This is a genomic window from Leisingera aquaemixtae, from assembly GCF_006740765.1.
Classification (GTDB): Bacteria; Pseudomonadota; Alphaproteobacteria; order Rhodobacterales; family Rhodobacteraceae; genus Leisingera; species Leisingera aquaemixtae.
Genome location: NZ_CP041159.1, coordinates 1514574 through 1535127, shown reverse-complemented (window position 1 = coordinate 1535127; position 20554 = coordinate 1514574). Strand labels below are relative to the sequence as shown.

The 20554-nt window shown below is 64.5% G+C and carries 16 protein-coding genes; 11 read left to right on the top strand and 5 right to left on the bottom strand.

The features are described 5' to 3' along the window. Nucleotides 1–84 precede the first annotated feature (84 nt). Together purL and R2C4_RS09105 are read right to left on the bottom strand one after the other, a co-directional pair. Nucleotides 85–2250, bottom strand: a complete 2166-nt coding sequence (gene purL, locus R2C4_RS09110) for a phosphoribosylformylglycinamidine synthase subunit PurL (protein ID WP_141890388.1) — start codon at nt 2248–2250, stop codon at nt 85–87. A gap of 642 nt (nt 2251–2892) precedes the next feature. Next, nucleotides 2893–3798 carry a LysR family transcriptional regulator gene (locus tag R2C4_RS09105; protein WP_058286978.1) on the bottom strand — a complete coding sequence of 302 codons (906 nt, stop codon included), beginning with the start codon at nt 3796–3798 and terminating at the stop codon, nt 2893–2895. Between the two features lie 169 nt (nt 3799–3967). Here R2C4_RS09105 and R2C4_RS09100 point away from each other — a divergent pair, with 169 nt between their 5' ends. The 11 genes from R2C4_RS09100 to R2C4_RS09050 all read left to right on the top strand — a co-directional run bounded on the left by R2C4_RS09100 (nt 3968) and on the right by R2C4_RS09050 (nt 16466). After that, entirely contained in the window at nt 3968–7387 is a 3420-nt protein-coding gene (locus R2C4_RS09100; RefSeq protein ID WP_141890387.1) for an indolepyruvate ferredoxin oxidoreductase family protein, read from the top strand. A gap of 261 nt (nt 7388–7648) precedes the next feature. Next, the gene (locus tag R2C4_RS09095) at nt 7649–8242 is read left to right on the top strand and encodes a dimethylsulfonioproprionate lyase family protein (RefSeq protein WP_141890386.1); all 594 of its coding nucleotides are present in this window, start codon (nt 7649–7651) and stop codon (nt 8240–8242) included. A 120-nt stretch (nt 8243–8362) separates the two neighbouring features. Beyond that, nucleotides 8363–9241 carry a lysophospholipid acyltransferase family protein gene (locus tag R2C4_RS09090; protein WP_141890385.1) on the top strand — a complete coding sequence of 293 codons (879 nt, stop codon included), beginning with the start codon at nt 8363–8365 and terminating at the stop codon, nt 9239–9241. Between the two features lie 9 nt (nt 9242–9250). Then, complete coding sequence (gene murI / locus R2C4_RS09085) at nt 9251–10060, top strand: glutamate racemase (RefSeq protein WP_141890384.1); 810 nt, start codon at nt 9251–9253, stop codon at nt 10058–10060. A 114-nt stretch (nt 10061–10174) separates the two neighbouring features. After that, nucleotides 10175–11203: an N-acetyl-gamma-glutamyl-phosphate reductase gene (gene argC, locus R2C4_RS09080; RefSeq protein ID WP_141890383.1), complete on the top strand. Its 1029-nt coding sequence runs from the start codon at nt 10175–10177 to the stop codon at nt 11201–11203. Nucleotides 11204–11243: 40 nt separating this feature from the next. Then, a complete protein-coding gene (ccmE, locus tag R2C4_RS09075) occupies nt 11244–11687 on the top strand; it encodes a cytochrome c maturation protein CcmE (RefSeq protein WP_141890382.1) in 444 nt (147 codons plus the stop codon). A gap of 195 nt (nt 11688–11882) precedes the next feature. Beyond that, nucleotides 11883–12494 (top strand): holin-associated N-acetylmuramidase, encoded by a 612-nt coding sequence (locus R2C4_RS09070; protein ID WP_058286971.1) that lies wholly within the window; start codon nt 11883–11885, stop codon nt 12492–12494. Beyond that, entirely contained in the window at nt 12485–13063 is a 579-nt protein-coding gene (locus R2C4_RS09065; RefSeq protein WP_141890381.1) for a holin family protein, read from the top strand. Before R2C4_RS09070 ends, R2C4_RS09065 begins: the two co-directional genes overlap by 10 nt. Before the next feature lie 78 nt (nt 13064–13141). Next, the gene (locus R2C4_RS09060; RefSeq protein ID WP_141890380.1) at nt 13142–15106 is read left to right on the top strand and encodes a heme lyase CcmF/NrfE family subunit; all 1965 of its coding nucleotides are present in this window, start codon (nt 13142–13144) and stop codon (nt 15104–15106) included. Between the two features lie 5 nt (nt 15107–15111). After that, on the top strand, nt 15112–15585 hold the full coding sequence (locus tag R2C4_RS09055; RefSeq protein ID WP_141892072.1) for a cytochrome c-type biogenesis protein: 474 nt from the start codon (nt 15112–15114) through the stop codon (nt 15583–15585). Nucleotides 15586–15689: 104 nt separating this feature from the next. After that, nucleotides 15690–16466 carry an enoyl-CoA hydratase-related protein gene (locus tag R2C4_RS09050; RefSeq protein WP_141890379.1) on the top strand — a complete coding sequence of 259 codons (777 nt, stop codon included), beginning with the start codon at nt 15690–15692 and terminating at the stop codon, nt 16464–16466. A gap of 7 nt (nt 16467–16473) precedes the next feature. Here the strand turns inward: R2C4_RS09050 and R2C4_RS09045 are convergent, their stop codons facing one another. From R2C4_RS09045 to gltX, 3 genes are all read right to left on the bottom strand, one after another. Then, the gene (locus R2C4_RS09045; protein ID WP_141890378.1) at nt 16474–17373 is read right to left on the bottom strand and encodes a calcium-binding protein; all 900 of its coding nucleotides are present in this window, start codon (nt 17371–17373) and stop codon (nt 16474–16476) included. Nucleotides 17374–17682: 309 nt separating this feature from the next. Continuing rightward, nucleotides 17683–18978: a citrate synthase gene (locus tag R2C4_RS09040; protein WP_008556539.1), complete on the bottom strand. Its 1296-nt coding sequence runs from the start codon at nt 18976–18978 to the stop codon at nt 17683–17685. A 126-nt stretch (nt 18979–19104) separates the two neighbouring features. Next, on the bottom strand, nt 19105–20505 hold the full coding sequence (gene gltX / locus R2C4_RS09035) for a glutamate--tRNA ligase (RefSeq protein ID WP_141890377.1): 1401 nt from the start codon (nt 20503–20505) through the stop codon (nt 19105–19107). Nucleotides 20506–20554 lie beyond the last annotated feature (49 nt).

The window sequence follows — 20554 nt, the reverse complement described above, 5'->3', positions numbered from 1 at the left end:
GGACGTGTCAAAGGAAAAGGCGGAACGGCTGTGCCATCCCGCCCTTGATCATGTATCTGCCGCCCCAAGGGGCAGCGCCGCGCCTCAGGCCACGGCTGCGGCAAAGCTGGAGCGGAAGATGTCCTTCAGCTCAGCCAGCGGCGCCTCGGAAGCACCGATCTTCACCATGTCGCCGCCAAACTTGCCGACGGAGGTGAGCGGCACGCCCGCCTGGCCTGCGGCCAGCATCAGCGCCTCAGCCTGGTCAAAGTTGCAGGCGATCAGGTAGCGCGCCTGGTCTTCGCCGAACACGGTCGGGGTGTCGCCCGCATCGATCTGCACGCCGACGCCGGCCTCTTCGGCCATCTCAAACGCCGCCAGCGCCAGACCGCCGTCGCCGAGGTCAGTGCAGGCCTTGATGAAATCGCGGTTGGCGCGGATGAATTCGCCATTGCGCTTCTCAGCCTCCAGGTCCACCGCCGGGGCGTCTCCGTCCTCGCGGTTGAAAACCTCTGCCAGCAGCGCCGACTGGCCGAGGTGGCCGATGGTTTCACCCACCAGCAGGGCGACATGGCCGTCGCGTGCCTCGCCGATGATCGGCTCTTCTCCGGCGGCAATCAGGCCCACGGCGCCGATGGTCGGGGTCGGCAGGATGCCCTTGCCGTCGGTTTCATTGTACAGCGACACGTTGCCGGACACGATCGGCATGTCGAGCGCCGCCACCGCCTCGCCGATGCCTTTGATGGCGCCGACGAACTGGCCCATGATCTCCGGCTTTTCAGGGTTGCCGAAGTTCAGGTTGTCGGTGGTTGCCAGCGGCTTGGCCCCGACCGCGGTCAGGTTGCGGTAGGCTTCTGCCACCGCCTGCTTGCCGCCCTCAAACGGGTTTGCCTTGACGTAGCGCGGCGTCACGTCGGAAGTGAAGGCCAGCTTTTTGTCGGTGCCATGCACCCGCACAATGCCAGAGCCCGCGCCCGGACGGCGCTGGGTGTCGCCCATCACGGTGGTGTCGTACTGCTCGTAAACCCACTGCTTGCCGGCATAGTTGGGGGAGGACAGCAGCGCCTTCAGCCCGTCGATCGGGTCGATGGTCGGCACATCCGCGTCACTCAGCGGCTCGGCTGCCGGGGTTTCCTTCCACGGGCGGTCGTATTCCGGCGCGGTGGAGGACAGTTTCGACAGCACCAGATCGGCCTTCACTTCGCCGTTGTGCATGATCAGGAAGCGGTCTTCGGCGATGGTCTCGCCGACGATGGCAAAGTCCAGATCCCACTTTTCGAACACCGCGCGCGCCTCGGCTTCCAGCTCCGGCTTCAGCACCATCAGCATCCGCTCCTGGGATTCCGACAGCATCATCTCGTAGGCGGTCATGTTCTCTTCGCGCTGCGGCACCTTTTCCAGGTCCAGGCGCACGCCCAGCTTGCCCTTGTCGCCCATTTCCACGGCAGAGCAGGTGAGGCCTGCCGCGCCCATGTCCTGGATCGAGATCACCGCGCCGGTCTGCATCAGCTCCAGCGTGGCTTCCATCAGGCGTTTTTCGGTGAAGGGGTCGCCGACCTGAACGGTGGGGCGCTTTTCCTCGATGGTGTCGTCGAATTCCGCCGACGCCATGGTGGCGCCGCCAACGCCGTCACGGCCCGTCTTGGCGCCCAGGTACACAACCGGCATGCCCACGCCCGACGCGGCGGAATAGAAGATTGCATCGGTGCGCGCGAGGCCCGCCGCAAAGGCGTTGACCAGGCAGTTGCCGTTGTAAGCGGGGTGGAAGCGGACTTCGCCGCCGACGCAGGGCACGCCAAAGCAGTTGCCATAGCCGCCGATGCCCTCAACCACGCCGTTAACCAGCCGGCGGGTCTTGGGGTGCGACGTTTCGCCGAACGACAGCGAATTCATCGAGGCGATCGGCCGCGCGCCCATGGTGAAGACGTCACGCAGAATGCCGCCAACCCCGGTTGCCGCACCCTGGTAGGGTTCGATGTAAGAGGGGTGGTTGTGGCTTTCCATCTTGAAAACAACGGCATCGCCGTCGCCGATGTCCACGATGCCTGCGTTCTCGCCGGGGCCGCAGATCACTTGCGGGCCTTCGGTCGGAAGGGTGCGCAGCCATTTCTTGGAGGACTTGTAGGAGCAGTGCTCGTTCCACATCGCCGAGAAAATCCCCAGCTCGGTGAAGGTCGGCTCCCGCCCGATGATTTCCAGGATCAGATCGTATTCCTCGGGCTTCAGCCCGTGATTGGCAATCAATTCAGGCGTGATGGCGGGTTCCTGCATCCGTAAACGTCCCCAATGGCTGCGATTGCGCGCCTTTTAGGGCAAGGAGGGGCGCGGGGGAAGTGGAATTAGTCGAATCCCCGGCAGATGCCGCAGGCGGCGTCTTTGCGCCGCAGCACGCCCGCCGCCGTGCCCCGCGGCCGCAGATGGCACCGCGGAGTTCTGAAAGCGGCGGAAACTGCGGCGGCGGGCAGGCAAAGCGCTGAAAATACAAGCATTGCGAATGCAGGCCGCCGGAAAGAGTAAGAATGTTCGGGCGTCCTTTCCCGCACCGGTGCTAAACAGCCCAGGCAGCCGGCGATCCGCGCCGGACCGGCGCTGCAAAGGCCAATGGCCGGGGGGGCAGGTGTTTGCAGCGCCGAAACAGTGCTTATATGCCAGCCGGTTGCGCGCAAAAAAAAGGCCGAGCACTAAGCTCGGCCGAAGTCCAACAGGGAGGTATGAAGGGAGGCGTTGCCGCCGCCTTCATGAGTTTCATTTAGGGCTCCGGGCCTGCCCCTTCAAGGGGATTAACAATAAATGGGTGTCAATGCTGCTATGCGGTTTTTGCATGGCTGGGGCGGCGGTCCCGGGACAGGCCGGACGCACGCCGGCCGGTCGCCGCACTGCGGCTGGAACGCTCCGTGGCGGCGGCTGCCGGGCTTACAGCTTGCCCAGCGCTTTCATGTGCTTGCGGTGTTCCATGATCTCGGATTGCACAAAATCGCGGAAGGCGCCGACCCGCTGCGAATGGCGCAGCTCTTCCGGATAGGCGAGGTAGACCGGAACCTCGTTCTGGTCCTCGTCCGGCAGCACCTCGACCAGCTGCGGGAATTCTTCTGTCACATAGTCGGGCAGAATGCCGATGCCCAGATTGTGCAGAACCCCCTGCAGCACGCCGAAATAGTTGTTGACGGTCAGCAGGGATGCCGGATCCTGCGCCATCAGCTTCTTGCCCAGAACCGCGGCAGAGCCCACCTGGGCAGACCGCTGGTTCTGGCATATCAGCCGGTGCTGCGAAATGTCGGCGGATGTTTCCAGATTGCCGTGCTTCTCCAGGTAGGCCGGCGTCGCATAGAGCCCCATGCGCACGGTCATCAGCCGCTTGCGCACCAGATCGGCCTGGCTGGGCTCCTTCATGCGGATCGCCACATCGGCCTCGCGCATCGGCAGGTCCAGCACCCGTTCCTCCAGCATCAGGTCGATCTTGAGGTTGGGGTACTGCTCATACAGTTTGGTCAGCCGCGGTGCCAGCCACAGGGTGCCGAAGCCCACGGTGGTGGTCACCCGCAATTCGCCGAACACTTCTTCTTCGCTGTCGCGGATGCGGGCTGAGGCCGCCTCCAGCCGCGCAGTCATGGACTGGGTGGCGTCAAACAGCAGCTCACCCTGTTCGGTGAGAATCAGCCCGCGCGCGTGACGGTGAAACAGAGTGGCGTTCAAACTCTCCTCCAGCGCCCGGATCTGGCGGCTGACCGCCGATTGCGACAGGTTCAGCTTGTCGCCGGCATGGGTCAGGCTGCCCGCGTCCGCCACCGCGTGAAATATTCTGAGCTTGTCCCAATCCATATCCGTTACTTTCTGTGCGTTCGGGGCCGACTATATGAAATCTTAGTTATGTATCAGTTTTCGTGACGCAAGCGAGCGAAAACAAAAAAAAAGCGGCTATTCAGGTCAGCAATTATGACCTATTCTGCGGGCCAGAAAGTGCAAGCTAGTCCCGGTTGAGGAGGCCACGATGAGCACGCAAAAGATCTCACTCAATGATAAATACGATCTGACCAAATCGCCGGTTCTGCTGAACGGCACTCAGGCGCTGGTGCGGCTGATGCTGATGCAGAAGCACCGCGACAAGGCGGCAGGCCTGAACACCGCCGGTCTGGTCACCGGCTACCGCGGCTCGCCGCTGGGCGCGGTGGACCTGCAGATGAGCCGCGCGGAAAAGCACCTGAAGGCGGCGGATGTCACCTTTCAATACGGGCTGAACGAGGATCTGGCGGTCACCGCGCTCTGGGGCGCGCAGCAGGCCGAGGTGCGCGGCGAGGGCAAATACGACGGCGTCTTTGGCCTGTGGTACGGCAAGGGCCCGGGCGTCGACCGCTCCGGCGATGCGCTGCGCCACGCCAATATGGCCGGCACCTCCAAGCACGGCGGCGTCCTGCTGGCGATGGGTGACGACCACACCGGCGAAAGCTCCACCGTGCTGCACCAGTCGGAATGGTCGCTCTTGGACTGCTACCTGCCGATCGTCAGCCCGGCCGGCGTGCAGGAAATCCTGGACTACGGCATCTACGGTTATGCGCTCAGCCGCTTCTCCGGCCTTTGGGTCGGCCTCAAGACCATGAAGGACACCATCGAGGTGACCTCGGTCGTCGACGCGCGCCCGGACCGGGTGCAGCTGGTCACGCCGGAGTTCGACATGCCCGCCGATGGCCTCAACATCCGCCTGGACGACGACCGCTTCCGCCAGGAAAACCGCATCATCGACTACAAGCGCTTTGCGGCAGAGGCGTTCAGCCACGCCAACAAGATGGACAAGCGCGTGTGGGGCAAGCCCGGCGCCAAGATCGGGTTTGTCGCCGCGGGCAAGAACTGGCTCGACCTGGTGCATGCGCTGAAGCTGTTGAACATCGACGAAAACATGGCCGAGCGGCTGGGCATCACCACCTACAAGGTGGGACAGACCTGGCCGATGGACATGAAGGGCTTCAATGACTGGGCCGAAGACCTGGACCTGATCGTGGTGGTCGAGGAAAAGCGCAAGCTGATCGAGATCCAGATCAAGGAAGCGATCTTCGACACCCGCCAGGGCCGCCGCGTCTATGGCTGGTACAAGGGCGGTGCCGGCTCCATGCACCGGGATGAGCTGTTCCCGACCCGCTACGCGCTGGACCCGATCATGATCGCCGAGAAACTGGGCAGCATCCTGATTGAGGAAGGCCGTGACACCGAGGCGCTGCGTGCCGGGCTGGAGAGCCTGGCAGAGGCGCGCCGTGCCGATAACGCTGAGGAAATCGCCACCCGTCTGCCCTATTTCTGCTCCGGCTGCCCGCACAACTCCTCCACCAAGCTGCCGGACGGCTCCCGCGCCTATGCGGGGATCGGCTGCCATTTCATGGTGCAGTGGATGGACCGCGAGACCACCGGCTTCACCCATATGGGCGGCGAGGGCGTCAACTGGGTGGGCGAGGCGCCATTCTCCAAGCGCAAACATGTGTTCCAGAACCTTGGCGACGGCACCTACAACCACTCTGGCGTGCAGGCGATCCGGGCGGCGCTCGCCGAGGGCACCAACATCACCTACAAGATCCTGTATAACGACGCGGTGGCGATGACCGGCGGCCAGCAGGCTGAGGGCGGGCTGACGGCGCAGCAGATCGCGCACGAACTGACCGCGATGGGCGTGAAGACCATCGCGGTGGTTTATGACGAGAAAGAGGACGTCGACGCCGGCCTGTTCCCGGCCGGGATGCGGATGCACGAACGCGCCGAGATGATGAAGATCCAGCGCGAGTTCGAGCAGGTCGAGGGCGTCTCTGCCATCATCTACATCCAGACCTGCGCCGCCGAGAAACGCCGCCGCCGCAAGCGCGGCCAGTTCCCCGATCCCGACCAGCGGGTGTTCATCAACTCCGACGTCTGCGAAGGCTGCGGCGATTGCGGGGTGCAGTCGAACTGCGTCTCCATCGTGCCGAAAAACACCGAACTGGGCCGCAAGCGCGCCATTGATCAATCGTCCTGCAACAAGGACTTCTCCTGCCTGAACGGTTTCTGCCCGTCCTTCGTGACCGTCGAAGGCGCCAAGATCCGCAAGGAGGCGACCGCAGCCATCGACCTGCCGCATCTGCCCAAGCCGGCGCTGCCGGCAATCGACGGAACTCATAACGTGGTGATCACCGGCGTCGGCGGCACCGGCGTGGTGACCATCGGCGCGGTGCTGGCGCAGGCGGCGCAGATCGACGGCAAGGGCGCCGGGCTGATGGAAATGGCCGGCCTCGCCCAGAAGGGCGGCGCGGTGCATATCCACTGCCGGATCGCCAACAAGCCGGAGGATATCTCTGCCATCCGCGTCGCCACCGGCGAGGCGCATGCGCTGATCGGCGGCGACCTGGTGGTCAGCGCCGGTGCCAAGACCCTGGGCCTGACCACAACCGGCCAGACCGGCGCAGTGGTGAACAGCCACGAGATCATCACCGGCGAATTCACCCGCAACACAGAGTTCGCCGTCCCCACCGACCGGCTGGAGGTCGCTCTGCAGGCGCGCCTGCGCGACCGGCTGGACCTGTTTGACGCCTCCGAGCTGGCGCGCGTCACCATGGGCGACTCGATCTTTTCCAACATGATGGTGTTCGGCGGCGCCTGGCAGAAGGGGCTGGTGCCCGTCAGCTTTGAGGCGATCGAACAGGCGATCGAGATGAACGGCGCCGCGGTGGAGCGCAACAAGCGCGCCTTCGACATCGGCCGCTGGGCGGTGCTGCACCCGGAAGAGGCCGCACGGCTGATCCAGCCCAAGGTGGTGGAGAAACCCAAGACGCTGGAGGAGAAAATCGCTTTCCGCGCCGGTCATCTGGTGGCCTATCAGGGCAAGGGGCTGGCCAAGCGCTATGGCAAGCTGCTGGACGGGATCAGCGATCCGGCGCTGAAAGAGGCGGTGGCGAAGGGCTATCACAAGCTGTTGTCCTACAAGGACGAATACGAGGTCGCCCGCCTGCTGCTGGACAGCCGCGCCAAGGCGGAGGCGGAGTTTGAGGGCGACCTCAAGCTCTCCTACCACCTGGCGCCGCCGATGCTGGGCGGCACCGACCCGAACGGCCGCCCGCAAAAGCGCAAGTTCGGCGCAGGCATGGAGCGCGGGTTCCGCCTGCTGGCCAAGCTGAAATCCTTGCGCGGCACCCCGCTCGACATCTTCGGCTACACCGAGGAGCGCAGGATGGAGCGGGCGCTGATCAAGCAGTATGAGGGTGACATGCAGGAATGGCTGCCGAAAGCATCGCCTGAAATCATGGAGCCGCTGGTGGCCCTGGCCGAACTGCCACTGCAGATCCGAGGCTTCGGTCCGGTGAAGATGGCGAACGAGCAAAAGGCCGCCAAACGGCGCGAGGAGCTGCTGGCAGCCCTGCGCCGGGGCGGCATGCCAGTCAAACAGGCGGCAGAATAACGCCGGGTGATTGAGGGCAGGGCGGGGCGCTCCCGCCCGCTTTGATCCTTTCACAGAAAGGCCCAAAGCCGTTGGGCCGGGCGCCGCGCTGACGCGCGGCGTTTGCCGTTCCGCGCCCCTCGGGCCGGCCCGCATGCAGAATTCTGCCGCAGCGGTCGCTTTCAGCGCATTTTTTCAGCAAATGCAGCGCGCGTTTCGGCGCGCCGCCGCTAGGCTCTGCCCGGATTGCATTCCCTAGCCGCACCGGAAAGGAGCCGCCCGATGTCTCTCTCACAGGCCTTGCAGGCTGCTTGCGACCTGCATTCCCGGCTTCCCGCCCTGCGGGCGTTCGCGCCCTGGCCCAGCGATCTGGAGCCCGCCGCGCTGGCTCCGGCAGCCATCCCCGCGCAGCAGCAAGTGGCAGAGTTCGCCTTGCCGGGCACGCCCGAGACCCAGCCCCTGATCGGCACACTGCGCACCGCGGCGGGGCAGGCGCATTGGGCGCAGACCTACACCGAGGCCGAGGTGGGCGCGCATTTCCTGCAGAACTACGGATATTTCGAGCTGTTCGGCCCGGCCGGCCATTTCCGCAGCACCCAGCTGCGCGGCTATATCGCCTATTGGGGCGCCGGGCTGCGGTATGACTGGCACAGCCACGAGGCCGAAGAGCTGTATGTGGTGCTGGGCGGCGGCGCTGAGTTCCTGACCCAGGAGAGCGAATGCTGGCTGGAGGCCGGCGGCACCCGGCTGCACGGCGGCTGGCAGCCCCATGCGATGAACACGGGCGCAGAGCCGGTCCTGACCTATGTGCTGTGGCGCGGCGCCGGGCTGGCGGGCCTGCCGCTGATGGGCGGCAAGCGGACTGCCGCCGCCTGACCCGGGCGGGGGATGCGGCGCAGCGGCTTGCTGCAAAGCGTCACACCCCTGTTACGCCCCTGTTCCAAAGTGCGCCTCCGGCCTTATCTGGCCGCAGCCACCAGACGGAGACCCGCCCCGATGCAGGCGCAGCGCCATACCGCCCGTGACATTTCCTACGCCCATTCCGCCTCCACCCGCGCAGGCCGCGCGGTGATCCGTCTGATGGAGAATGCCACGGGCCGGCTGAGCCTGATCCGCCGTGCCGCCGGGTATGAGCAGGAGGTGGCGGCGGGGCGCAGCTTCTGGCCGGTGATGGCAGAGCGTTACGGGCTGGCGCTGGACGTGGCCGGCGGCGCGCTGAGCAATATTCCGCAGGACAGGCCGGTGATCCTCATAGCGAACCATCCCTATGGCATTCTCGACGGGCTGATGATGGGGCATATCCTGGCACAAACCCGCGGCGACTTCCGCATCCTGGCCAACCATGTCTTCCGTAAGGCCGAGGACCTGAACAAGGTGATCCTGCCGGTGGATTTTGCCGAAACGCGCGAAGCTGTGCAGACCAACCTGCAGACCCGTAAGGACGCGCTCAGCTTTCTGGCTGAGGGCGGTGCCATCGGCATCTTTCCCGGCGGCACCGTGTCCACCGCGGCGCGTCCGCTGGGCCACCCGATGGACCCCGGCTGGCGCGGCTTTACCGCCCGGATGATCGCCAAATCCGAGGCGGTGGTGGTGCCGGTGTTCTTTGACGGCCACACCTCGCGCCTGTTCCAGATCGCCAGCCACCTGCATGCCACACTGCGCATGGGGCTGCTGATCCAGGAATTCCGCAAGCGGGTCGACACGCCGGTCCGGGTGGTGATCGGAGACCCCATCGGCCGCGGCGTTCTGGCGCCCCTGGCGGGTGATACAAAAGCACTTATGGATTTCTTGCGCAAAGCGACGTATGAGCTTTCTCCAGTACCGCTCAAATCCCTGGGTTACGGGTTTGAGTTCGAAGAGAAACACCGCGCGTGAGAAGGCGAAATGGCTGTAGGCATCTTTGATTCAGGCCTGGGCGGGCTGACCGTCCTGGACGCGGCGCAAAGGCGCCTGCCGGACGTGGATTTCCTCTATTACGGCGACAACGCCCATGCGCCCTATGGTGTGCGCGATGCCGAAAACATCTATCAGCTGACCAAGGCCGCGATGGAGAACATGTGGGATAAGGGCTGCGATCTGGTGATCCTCGCCTGCAACACCGCCTCTGCCGCCGCGCTGCGCCGGATGCAGGAGGGCGGCTTGCCCCAGGGCAAGCGGGTGCTGGGCGTATTTGTGCCGCTGATTGAAGCGCTGACCGAACGGCAGTGGGGCGACAATTCGCCGCCGCGCGAGGTGGAGGTGAAGCATGTGGCGCTGTTTGCAACGCCCGCCACCGTTGCCAGCCGCGCCTTCCAGCGGGAACTGGCCTTCCGCGCCATCGGCGTCGATGTCGAGGCACAGGCCTGCGGCGGCGTTGTCGACGCGATCGAGGACGGCGACATGATCCTGGCGGAGGCGCTGGTGCGCTCCCATGTCGATGCGCTGAAGCGCAAGATGCCGCACCCTGAGGCCGCGATCCTCGGCTGCACCCATTACCCGCTGATGGAGCAGACCTTTCAGGCCGCACTGGGGCCGGAGGTGAAGGTGTTCAGCCAGGGCAGCCTGGTGGCAGACAGCCTGGCGGACTACCTGCAGCGCCATCCCGGGATGCAGGGCAATGGCGCGGGCGGGTTCTATACCACCGGAAACCCGGGCCGCGTCAGCGACCGCGCGACGCAGTTTCTCCGACGGGAAATCACCTTTCAGGCAGCCTGAACTGCGACCGTCCGGAACCTTGTTCCAGGTCAAAGTGCTGAGGCGCAGTTTTTCCTATTTCTCTCCGCAGATGGCTGCGGAACCGGCATATCACATTGAAAGACGAGGTCTGACATGACCCATAAAGTGGCTATCCTTGGCGCCTCCGGCTATACCGGCGCCGAACTGGTGCGGCTGATCGCCCAGCATCCGAATATCGAGATCGCGGCGCTGTCCGCCGACCGCAAGGCCGGCATGACCATGGCCGAGGTGTTCCCGCACCTGCGCCACATGGAACTGCCGGTGCTGTGCAAGATCGACGAGATCGACTTCGCAAATATAGACCTCTGCTTCTGCGCGCTGCCGCATAAGACCAGCCAGGACGTGATCAAAGCCCTGCCCAAGGACTTGAAGATCGTCGATTTGTCGGCGGACTTCCGGCTGCGCGACCCGGCGGAGTACGAGAAGTGGTACGGCAACCCGCATGCCGCGCTGGAGCAGCAGGAAGAGGCGGTTTATGGCCTGACCGAGTTCTACCGGGAAGAAATCAAATCCGCGCGCCTGGTGGCCGGCACCGGCTGCAACGCCGCCACCGGCCAGTTTGCCCTGCGGCCGCTGATCGAGGCGGGCGTCATCGACCTGGACGAGATCATTCTTGACCTGAAATGCGCCGTCTCCGGCGCCGGCCGGTCGCTCAAGGAAAACCTGCTGCACGCAGAGCTGAGCGAGGGCTACAACGCCTATGCCATCGGCGGCACCCACCGGCACCTGGGCGAGTTCGACCAGGAGTTCAGCAAGATCGCTGGCCGCCCCGTGAAGGTGCAGTTCACCCCGCATCTGCTGCCGGTGAACCGCGGCATCCTGGCGACCGTTTATGTGAAGGGCGATGCCAAGGCGATCCATGAGACCTTTGCCAAGGCTTACGCCGATGAACCCTTCATCGAGCTGCTGCCCTTTGGCGAGGCGCCTTCGACCCATCACGTGCGCGGCTCCAACTTCTGCCATATCGGCGTGGCGCAGGACCGGATCGAAGGCCGCGCCATCGTCATTGCAGCACTGGATAACCTGACAAAAGGAAGCAGCGGCCAGGCCTTGCAGAATGCCAACCTGATGTTAGGTGAGAACGAGACCGAAGGCCTGATGATGGCGCCGCTGTTCCCCTGATCCGGGGGCGGCGCTGGCTTGGGCCTGAATAGAGGACACCATGAAGAACCTGAAGAAACAGCGCCGTATCCAGGTCATCGCGGTTGCCGCGGTGGCCCTGATCGTGGCAACCGCCCTGATCGGCTATGCCATGCGGGACGGGATCAACTACTTCCGCTCGCCCAGCCAGGTGATGGAGGAACCGCCGAAGCCGTCGGAAGTGTTCCGTATCGGCGGGCTGGTGGCAGAAGGCTCGCTTCAGCGCGGCCAGGGTGAAACCGTGCGCTTTGCCGTGACCGATGGCGGGGCGACCGTAAACGTCGCCTATACCGGCGTGCTGCCTGACCTGTTCGAGGAGAACCAGGGTATGGTCGGCACCGGGCGTTACGTAAACGGTGTCTTTGAAGCCACTGAAATCCTGGCGAAACACGATGAGACCTATATGCCAAAGGAAGTCATGGACGCGCTGAAGGAGCAGGGCGTTTATCAAGAGCCCGAGACCTGATCCCGGTTCCGCAGCCGGTGTGCTCCCGCCCCAAAGACGCCTCCCTCCGGGGAGGCGTTTTGCGTTGGGCCGGGCGCCGCGCTGCGCGCGGCGCGGCAGCGCTTCGAGGGGGTGTTGCGCAGCCTGCGCACGGTTGTGTCATCAGGTTTTAGGCCCTCTGCGGCATCCTGTTGCGGTTGCAAGTGGTGAGGTGAGATGCAGAGCGTTCAGGAAATTGCAGAACAGATCGTGGCGCGCGAAGGCGGGTTTGCAAATGATCCGGATGATCCCGGCGGGGCCACCAAATACGGCGTGACCATCGGCACCCTGCGGCGGCTGGGGCTGGATCTGACCGGCGACGGTGCTGTCGGGGTGGAGGATGTGCAGGCGCTCAGCCGGGCCCAGGCGGCAGACATCTTCATCCGCCATTATTTCGAGGCACCGCGGATCGCCAGCCTGCCGCCCTGCCTGCAGGCATCGGTCTTCGACATGTATGTGAATGCCGGCAGCAACGCGGTGCGCATTCTGCAGCGGCTGCTGCGCGACATGGGCTATGCGGTGGCGGTTGACGGCGCCATCGGCCCGCAGACCGCCGGCGCGGCAGCGCAGGCGGCAGAGATCGGCGCGGAGGCCTTGCGCGATGCCTACGGCGTGGCGCGCCGCAATTATTACTTCCGCCTGGCGGACCGGCGTCCGGCCAGCCGCAAATACGCGCGCACCCGTGCAGGCGGCAAGGGCGGCTGGATCACACGGGCAGAGGAGTTCATCTCTGCCCAATACCATCTGAGCCAGCAGGCGTTCCAGCGGAGGACAGCGGCATGGGGGTGATCGCTGATGTATTCAGCCTTGTTTTTGGAAGCCGCCGCAATGCCTTGCGGGAAACGCTTGAAGTGTTTCGCGAAAACGCGGAGGCCGGCGCCGCCCGCGCGCACGAGATGCAAAGCGCTGCACTGAGCCAGCTGGCGGCGGAGTTCCAGTATGGCGGCAAAAGCCGCTTTGACCGCTTCATGGACGGGGTAAACCGGCTGCCGCGCCCCCTGCTGGCGCTGGGAACCCTTGCACTGATGGGGGCGTCTCTCAGCGATCCGGTTTGGTTTGCTGCAAGAATGCAAGGGCTGGCGCTGGTGCCGGAACCCTTATGGTGGCTGCTGGGGGTCATCGTTTCCTTCTACTTTGGCGCCCGCCATCAGGTGAAAAGCCAGGAATTTCAGCACGCGCTGGCCGCCAGCATGGCGCGGGCGCCGCAGGTGGCGGAAAACATCGCCGCGCTGGAGCGGCTCAGGGCCGAGCCGCCTGACGCGGCCTCCGCCCGGACGGAGGCGGCAGCTGGGCTGGACGCCGCCTCTGCGGCGGAGGACAATCCGGCGCTGGACGCCTGGAAGGCGCGCCGCGGCTGATCACATTTTGCCCTCTGCGGCGGCATGGCGCGGCGTTTGCCATTGGCCCTGCCGGCAGACAGGCGTATAGGAAATCCCATGATTACAGAGCTTGGCCACTTTGCCCTTATCCTCGCCTTCATGATCGCTATCGTGCAGGCCGTGATCCCCTTGATCGGCGCCCACAAACGCTGGCCCGGCTGGATGGCCGTGGCAGAGCCTGCGGCGCAGGCGCAGTTCCTGTTCACCGCGTTCTCCTTTGGCGCGCTGATGTGGGCCTTCATCACCTCCGACTTCTCGCTGAAGCTGGTGACGCTGAACAGCCATTCGGCCAAGCCGATGCTGTACAAGATCTCCGGCACCTGGGGGAACCACGAGGGCTCGATGCTCCTGTGGGTGCTGATCGTCAGCCTGTTCGGGGCGCTGGCCTCGGTCTTTGGCGGCGGCCTGCCGCCGACTTTGAAGGCCCGTGTGCTGTCCGTGCAGGCGGCGATCGGGGTGGCGTTTTTCGCCTTCATCCTGTTCACCTCCAACCCGTTCCTGCGCCTGACGGTGCCGCCGTTTGACGGGCAGGACCTGAACCCGCTGCTGCAGGACCCAGGGCTGGCGTTCCACCCGCCGTTCCTCTACCTCGGCTACGTGGGCCTCAGCATGGCGTTTTCCTTTGCGGTGGCCGCCCTGATCGAAGGCCGCATCGACGCCGCCTGGGGCCGCTGGGTGCGGCCCTGGACACTGGCGGCCTGGATTTTCCTCACTATCGGCATCGCGCTGGGGTCCTGGTGGGCCTATTACGAGCTGGGCTGGGGCGGCTTCTGGTTCTGGGACCCGGTAGAGAATGCCTCTTTCATGCCCTGGCTGCTGGCCGCCGCGCTGCTGCACTCCGCCATCGTGGTGGAAAAGCGCGAAAGCCTGAAAAGCTGGACCATCCTGCTGGCGATCCTGGCCTTCGGCTTCTCGCTGATCGGCACCTTCATCGTGCGCTCCGGCGTGATCACCAGCGTGCATGCCTTTGCCAACGACCCGGAGCGCGGCGTGTTCATCCTGTTCATCCTGGCCTTCTTCACCGGCGGCGCGCTGACCCTGTTTGCGGCGCGCGCACAGGCGATGGAAGCCAAGGGCGTCTTTGGCGTGATCAGCCGCGAAAGCGCGTTGTTGGCCAACAATATCCTGTTGGCGGTCAGCTGCTTTGTGGTGTTCTTCGGCACCATCTGGCCGATCGTGGCGGAGATGCTGCTGGACCGGAAGCTGAGCGTCGGCCCGCCGTTCTTCAATTCGGCCTTCACTCCCTTCATGGTGGTGCTGGGCCTGCTGCTGCCCGTCGGCGCGATGCTGCCGTGGAAACGCGGACGGATCGGGCGTACGGCCTGGCAGCTGCGCTATGTGTTTGTGCTGGCGGTGTCGCTGGGCGTGCTGGCCTGGTCAATGCAGACCGGGCGCTCGGCGCTGGGGCCGGTGGGCCTGTTCCTGGGGTCCTGGGTGGTGTTCGGTGCGCTGGCGGATCTGTGGATGCGCAGCGGCAAATCCGGCCGGTTGCAGCGGATGCTGCGGCTGCCGCGGGCGGATTGGGGCAAGGCCACGGCCCATGCGGGCCTCGGCGTCACCATCTTTGCGATCGCGGGCCTGACCGCCTGGGAACAGGAGGATATCCGCGTGGCCCGTCTTGGCGAGCCGTTTGAGGTTGGCGCCTTCTCCCTGGTGCTGCAGGAGGTGACCCGCGAGCAGGGGCCGAACTACTTCACCACCAAGGGCCGGGTCGAAGTCACTCGCAACGGACGGCCCGAGGCGGTGATGTTCCCGGAGAAACGCGACTATCCGGTGGCGAAGATGCCGACCACCGAGGCGGCGATTGACTACCGGGTGACGCGGGATCTGTATGTGGTGCTGGGCGACCAGCAGGCCGATGGCAGCTGGACCATGCGCACCTATATCAAACCCTTTGCGAACTGGATCTGGGCCGGCTCCATCCTGATGGCGCTTGGCGGTCTTCTGAGCCTGAGCGACAGGCGGTTCCGCGTGGCCGCGGGCGCGCGCAAGACACCGGCAGCGGGAGTGCCTGCGGAATGAAACCGATGCGTTTTCTGATCGTGGCCCTGGCGGCCCTGATGGCCGCGGCGCTGTTCACCCCGGCGCCTGCGCTGGCGGTGGAGCCGGACGAGATCCTGGCGGACCCGGCGCTGGAAGCGCGCGCGCGGGAGCTGTCCAAGGACCTGCGCTGCCTGGTCTGCCGCAATGAAAGCATCGACGAATCCAACGCCGAACTGGCGCGCGACCTGCGGGTGCTGCTGCGCGAGCGGCTGGTGGCGGGCGACAGCGACCGGGAGGCGATGGACTTTATCGTGGCCCGTTACGGCGAGTACGTGCTGTTGCGCCCCACCACCAGCGGGGCCAACTGGCTGCTGTGGGCGGCGGGGCCGCTGATGCTGCTGGCGGCGCTGGTGATTGCGGTGTTCTATGTCCGCGGCCGCTCCCGGGCGCCGAAAACGGCAGAGACGGGGCTGAGCGCGGAAGAGCAGGACCGGCTGCGGAAAATCCTGGAGGATTGACGCCGGGTCTGCCTTTCCGGCGGCAGGGCTTTGCGTCACCATGGCGCCAAACGGGCCCGCTGGCGCATGGCCAGCCCGGGACACTAGCTGCATGAGGCGACCCTATGGACTACAAGGAAATCCTGTTCACGCTGGAGGACGGGCTGGCCGTCATCACCCTGAACCGGGCCAACAGGAAAAACGCGCTGACCAGCCGGATGCGCTCGGAAATCACCCATGCCATGCAGGCCGCCCAGGCAGAGGCGCGGGCAGTGGTGCTGACCGGCGCGGGCGATGCCTTCTGTTCCGGACAGGACCTGAGCGATGCCTCCGGCTCTGGCGATCTGGATCTGGAGCGCACGCTGCGCGACGAATACCTGCCGATGGTCGAGGCGATCTATAACTGCCCGGTGCCGGTGGTGGCAGCGGTGAACGGTGCCGCAGCCGGTGCAGGCGCTAGCCTGGCCCTGGCCGCGGATGTGGTGATCGCCAGCGAAAGCGCGTTTTTCATGCAGGCGTTCAGCAAGATCGGCCTGATCCCCGATGCCGGCAGCACCTGGTTCCTGCCGCGCCAGGTTGGCATGGCCAAGGCGATGGGCGCGGCGCTGTTTGCCGACCGCATCAGTGCCAAGCAGGCCAGCGACTGGGGCATGATCTGGGAAGCGGTGCCGGACGCGGAGTTCGACGCCCATTGGCGCGCGCGTGCCGCCTATCTGGCCCAAGGCCCCAGCAAAGCCTTTGCCGCCACCAAATCCGCCCTGCGCGAAAGCTCTGGCCGCAGCCTGATGGAACAGCTGTCCGAAGAGGCGCATCTGCAAGGCCAGTGCGGCAAGACACGGGATTTCCTGGAAGGCGTGACCGCCTTTATGGAAAAACGCCCCGCGAAGTTCGAGGGGCGCTGAGGGGCGTTCAGGCGGCGGAGCTGCTGGATAAGGAAAACAGAGATCCGTCCGAAGCACGGTCAACGATGGAAACATCGCTGACCGTCAGCAACCCGCCGGCGCCTTGGATCCGCGCGACAAAGACATTGTCCGCAAAAAGGAGCGCCGAGCCCTGTCCCTCGTCGCCGGTGCCGTCGCCGATTGTCTGAACTGACAACCTGGGCGGCAGCCCCTCGCCGTCGTAGGAATAGATCAGCTGATCTTCGGCGGGGTCGAAATCCGTGACGATAACAGGGTCATCCTCGGACACGACCCAATCTCCAACCACCAGAGTATCGTTTCCTTCGCCGAGCGAGACGGTATCGCCATCACCCGCGATCACGGTATCGTCGCCGTATCCGGCGGACACGCTGTCTGCGCTCTCGTCGAGATCCGTGTCCGGGTTTACAAACTCTGCCAGACCGCTGAGGTCGGTGATGGACCCGTCAGACAACCCGCGGGAAAGACCGACAATTCCTTCGCCATCGATGCCGCTGGTCGTAACGATCCTGTCGTCACCTGTATCCCCGTGCAGGGTGTCCGAACCGGCATTGTCGATCAAATAATCATCGCCGGCGCCGCCGCGCATGAAATCGGCGCCAGAGCCGCCTACCAGAATATCGCTGCCGTCCATACCAAACAGGCGGTCGTCGCCACCGCGGCCTTCAACGATGTCGTTGCCGCCCCTGGCGAAAACGGTTTCATCATCGTTTGTGCCGATCAGATCATCTGCAATGTCGGTTGCGGTGGTGGTGCCTCCGGCCTCCACGTTCGCCTCCGGCTCGGAAACCTCCCGCTCGGCTGCACCGCCATCATCATCATCGTCGTCCATCGCCAAGGCCACACCGCCAATGGTCAGGCCAATCCCAAGCAAGATCAAAAGTTCCATGTCATCAATCCCGTTGCCGCCTGGCGGGTGGCGTTCTGCAATTCCGCGCGCGTAGGGTGCGCACTGCCAGACCTAAGTAAACTTATGAGTTCAGTATGTGGTTGTGCGGATTTAGTCAAATACTCGTAAACATTGAACTTTCCGAGGAAACTATTCGCTGCCCATGGCAGAATTGTTGCCCGCGTGGCGCCGGTGCAGCGGCCGGCGGGTTGTAACAAGGGGCGGCCGCACTGCGGTACTTACACCGCCGCCAAACGAAAAACGCCCCGCGCAGTGCGGGGCGTTTGTCTGGTGTTGTCCGTGGCGCGCTTAGCGCTTTTCGATGTCGACGTAGTCGCGCAGGGTCTCGCCCAGGTACAGCTGGCGCGGGCGGCCGATCTTGTTCTGCGGATCGGCGATCATTTCCTTCCACTGCGAGATCCAGCCGACGGTGCGCGACAGCGCGAAAATCGGGGTGAACATCGAGGTCGGGAAGCCCATCGCCTCCAGGATGATGCCGGAGTAGAAGTCGACGTTCGGGAACAGCTTCTTCTCGATGAAATAGGGGTCGTTGAGCGCGGTGCGCTCCAGCTCCTTGGCGACCTGCAGCAGCGGGTTGTCCTCGACGCCCAGCAGCTCCAGAACCTCATCCGCGGATTGCTTCAGCACCTTGGCGCGCGGGTCGGTGTTCTTGTACACGCGGTGGCCAAAGCCCATCAGGCGGAACGGATCGTTCTTGTCCTTGGCGCGTTCGATGAATTCCGGAATGCGGTCGACCGAGCCGATTTCCTTGAGCATCTCCAGGCAGGCCTGGTTGGCGCCGCCGTGGGCCGGGCCCCAGAGGCAGGCGATACCCGCCGCGATACAGGCAAACGGGTTGGCGCCGGAAGAGGACGCCAGGCGCACGGTCGAGGTGGAGGCGTTCTGCTCGTGGTCGGCGTGCAGAATGAAGATCCGGTCCATCGCGCGGCTCAGGATCGGGTTCACATGGTATTCCTCGGCCGGAACCGAGAAGCACATGTGCAGGAAGTTGGCCGCGTAATCCAGATCGTTGCGCGGGTACACGAAGGGCTGGCCGATCGAGTACTTGTAGGCCATCGCGGCGATGGTCGGCAGCTTGGCGATCAGCCGGATGGCGGCAACTTCGCGCTGCCAGGGGTCGGTCACGTCCAGCGAGTCGTGGTAGAAGGCCGACATCGCGCCGACAACGCCCACCAGGGTCGCCATCGGGTGCGCGTCGCGGCGGAAGCCGCGGAAGAAGTTGTGCATCTGCTCATGCACCATGGTGTGACGGGTCACACGGGTCTCGAAATCCTCCAGCTGCGCGGCGGTCGGCAGCTCGCCGTAGAGCAGCAGGTAGCAGACTTCCAGGTAATGCGATTTCGACGCCAGCTGGTCGATCGGGTAGCCGCGGTGCAGCAGTTCACCCTTGCCGCCATCGATATAGGTGATGGTGCTGTCGCAGCTGGCGGTGGAGGTGAAGCCCGGGTCATAGGTGAACACACCTGCCTGCGCGTAGAGCTTGCGGATGTCGAGGACATCGGGCCCGGCCGTTGGCGAGAAAATGGGCAGCTCGTAAGTTTCGCCATTCAGGCTGAGCGTGGCAGATTTCTGTGTCTCGGTCATGGATGTCCCTTCCTGTTACAGGCACGAAAGCGGCCGGTCAGGCGTCTTCATGCGGGGCAGCGCCTGCGCTGAGTCGCGCAGGGGTTGTCGTATCAAAACAAGCTTACCCGGGCGTAAAAGCCGGGATCAGCCCGTCGCGTCTTTGAGCCGGGCGATGGTTTCATCGCGGCCCAGAATCAGCATCATATCGAACACCGAAGGCGTTACCGCCCGGCCCGCAAGCGCAGCCCGCAACGGGCCGGCCAGCTTGCCGAACTTGGTATCATGTGCTTCTGCAAATACGTTCAGAAGCGCCTCCAGATCGTCACGGACCCAGCTAGCATTTTGCAGCTGCGGCGTCAATTCTTCCAGTATACCATCGGATACAGACGCCAGCGCTTTTTCTGCCTTCTCGTCCCGTTCAAGAGGCCGTGATGCAAGGATAAAATGCGCTTTTTCAAGCAGTTCCGGGAAAGTGCGGGCCCGGTCCTTGAGGCAATACATCGCAGCTTCCAGCCCTTGTGACTGCGCGTCAGTCAGGGCGGGTTTCCCGGCAGCGGCCAGGTATTCGCAGATTTCCTGCCGCAGTGCAGCATCATCGCTAACGGCAATATGCTGGCCGCAGAGGTTTTCCAGCTTCTTGGTGTCAAACCGGGCCGGGCTTTTGCCGATCCCGTCGAAATTAAACCACTCTTTGGCCTGGCTGTCCGTAAAAAATTCGTCATCGCCGTGCGACCAGCCGAGGCGTGCCAGATAGTTGCGCATTCCGGCCGCGGGATAGCCCATCGCCTGGTATTCCTGGGCGCCCAGGGCGCCGTGGCGCTTGCTGAGTTTCTTGCCGTCGGGGCCGTGGATCAGGGGGATATGGGCCCAGACCGGCACGTCCCAGCCCATCGCCTCATAGATCGTCATCTGGCGGGCGGCGTTGTTCAGGTGGTCGTCGCCGCGGATCACGTGGGTGACGCCCATATCGTGGTCATCGACAACCACCGCCAGCATGTAAACCGGGGTGCCGTCGGAGCGCAGCAAGACCATGTCATCGAGCTGATCGTTGCGGATGGTCACATCGCCCTGCACCTGGTCCTTGATCACAGTGACGCCATCCTGCGGCGCCTTGATGCGGATCACATAAGGCGCGTCCGGGTGGCTGGCCGCATCGGCGTCGCGCCAGGGCGAGCGGTAGAGAGTGGATTTGCCCGCTGTCTTGGCCTGCTCGCGGAAGGCGGCGATTTCCTCCTGGGTGGCAAAGCATTTGTAGGCCTTGCCGTCGGCCAGCAGCTGATTGGCGACCTCAGCGTGGCGGTCTGCGCGTTCGAACTGGCTGATCACATCGCCGTCGTGGTCCAGGCCCAGCCACGCCATGCCCTGCAGGATGGCGGCAGTGGCTTCGGGGGTGGAGCGTTCGCGGTCGGTGTCCTCAATCCGCAGCAGGAATTTGCCGCCGCGGCCGCGGGCATACAGCCAGTTGAACAGCGCGGTGCGGGCGCCGCCGATGTGCAGAAAGCCGGTGGGAGACGGCGCGAAGCGGGTGACAACCGGTTGGGTCATGAGCGGGATTTACCTTTTGGAAACCATGGGAGGCCTAGTGTTTCCGCCT

Bases quoted from the DNA above. Each gene is read 5' to 3' on its own strand.
- purL (WP_141890388.1), bottom strand. From the start codon at position 2,250: ATGCAGGAACCCGCCATCACGCCTGAATTGATTGCCAATCACGGGCTG.
- R2C4_RS09105 (WP_058286978.1), bottom strand. From the start codon at position 3,798: ATGGATTGGGACAAGCTCAGAATATTTCACGCGGTGGCGGACGCGGGC.
- R2C4_RS09100 (WP_141890387.1), top strand. From the start codon at position 3,968: ATGAGCACGCAAAAGATCTCACTCAATGATAAATACGATCTGACCAAA.
- R2C4_RS09095 (WP_141890386.1), top strand. From the start codon at position 7,649: ATGTCTCTCTCACAGGCCTTGCAGGCTGCTTGCGACCTGCATTCCCGG.
- R2C4_RS09090 (WP_141890385.1), top strand. From the start codon at position 8,363: ATGCAGGCGCAGCGCCATACCGCCCGTGACATTTCCTACGCCCATTCC.
- murI (WP_141890384.1), top strand. From the start codon at position 9,251: ATGGCTGTAGGCATCTTTGATTCAGGCCTGGGCGGGCTGACCGTCCTG.
- argC (WP_141890383.1), top strand. From the start codon at position 10,175: ATGACCCATAAAGTGGCTATCCTTGGCGCCTCCGGCTATACCGGCGCC.
- ccmE (WP_141890382.1), top strand. From the start codon at position 11,244: ATGAAGAACCTGAAGAAACAGCGCCGTATCCAGGTCATCGCGGTTGCC.
- R2C4_RS09070 (WP_058286971.1), top strand. From the start codon at position 11,883: ATGCAGAGCGTTCAGGAAATTGCAGAACAGATCGTGGCGCGCGAAGGC.
- R2C4_RS09065 (WP_141890381.1), top strand. From the start codon at position 12,485: ATGGGGGTGATCGCTGATGTATTCAGCCTTGTTTTTGGAAGCCGCCGC.
- R2C4_RS09060 (WP_141890380.1), top strand. From the start codon at position 13,142: ATGATTACAGAGCTTGGCCACTTTGCCCTTATCCTCGCCTTCATGATC.
- R2C4_RS09055 (WP_141892072.1), top strand. From the start codon at position 15,112: ATGCGTTTTCTGATCGTGGCCCTGGCGGCCCTGATGGCCGCGGCGCTG.
- R2C4_RS09050 (WP_141890379.1), top strand. From the start codon at position 15,690: ATGGACTACAAGGAAATCCTGTTCACGCTGGAGGACGGGCTGGCCGTC.
- R2C4_RS09045 (WP_141890378.1), bottom strand. From the start codon at position 17,373: ATGGAACTTTTGATCTTGCTTGGGATTGGCCTGACCATTGGCGGTGTG.
- R2C4_RS09040 (WP_008556539.1), bottom strand. From the start codon at position 18,978: ATGACCGAGACACAGAAATCTGCCACGCTCAGCCTGAATGGCGAAACT.
- gltX (WP_141890377.1), bottom strand. From the start codon at position 20,505: ATGACCCAACCGGTTGTCACCCGCTTCGCGCCGTCTCCCACCGGCTTT.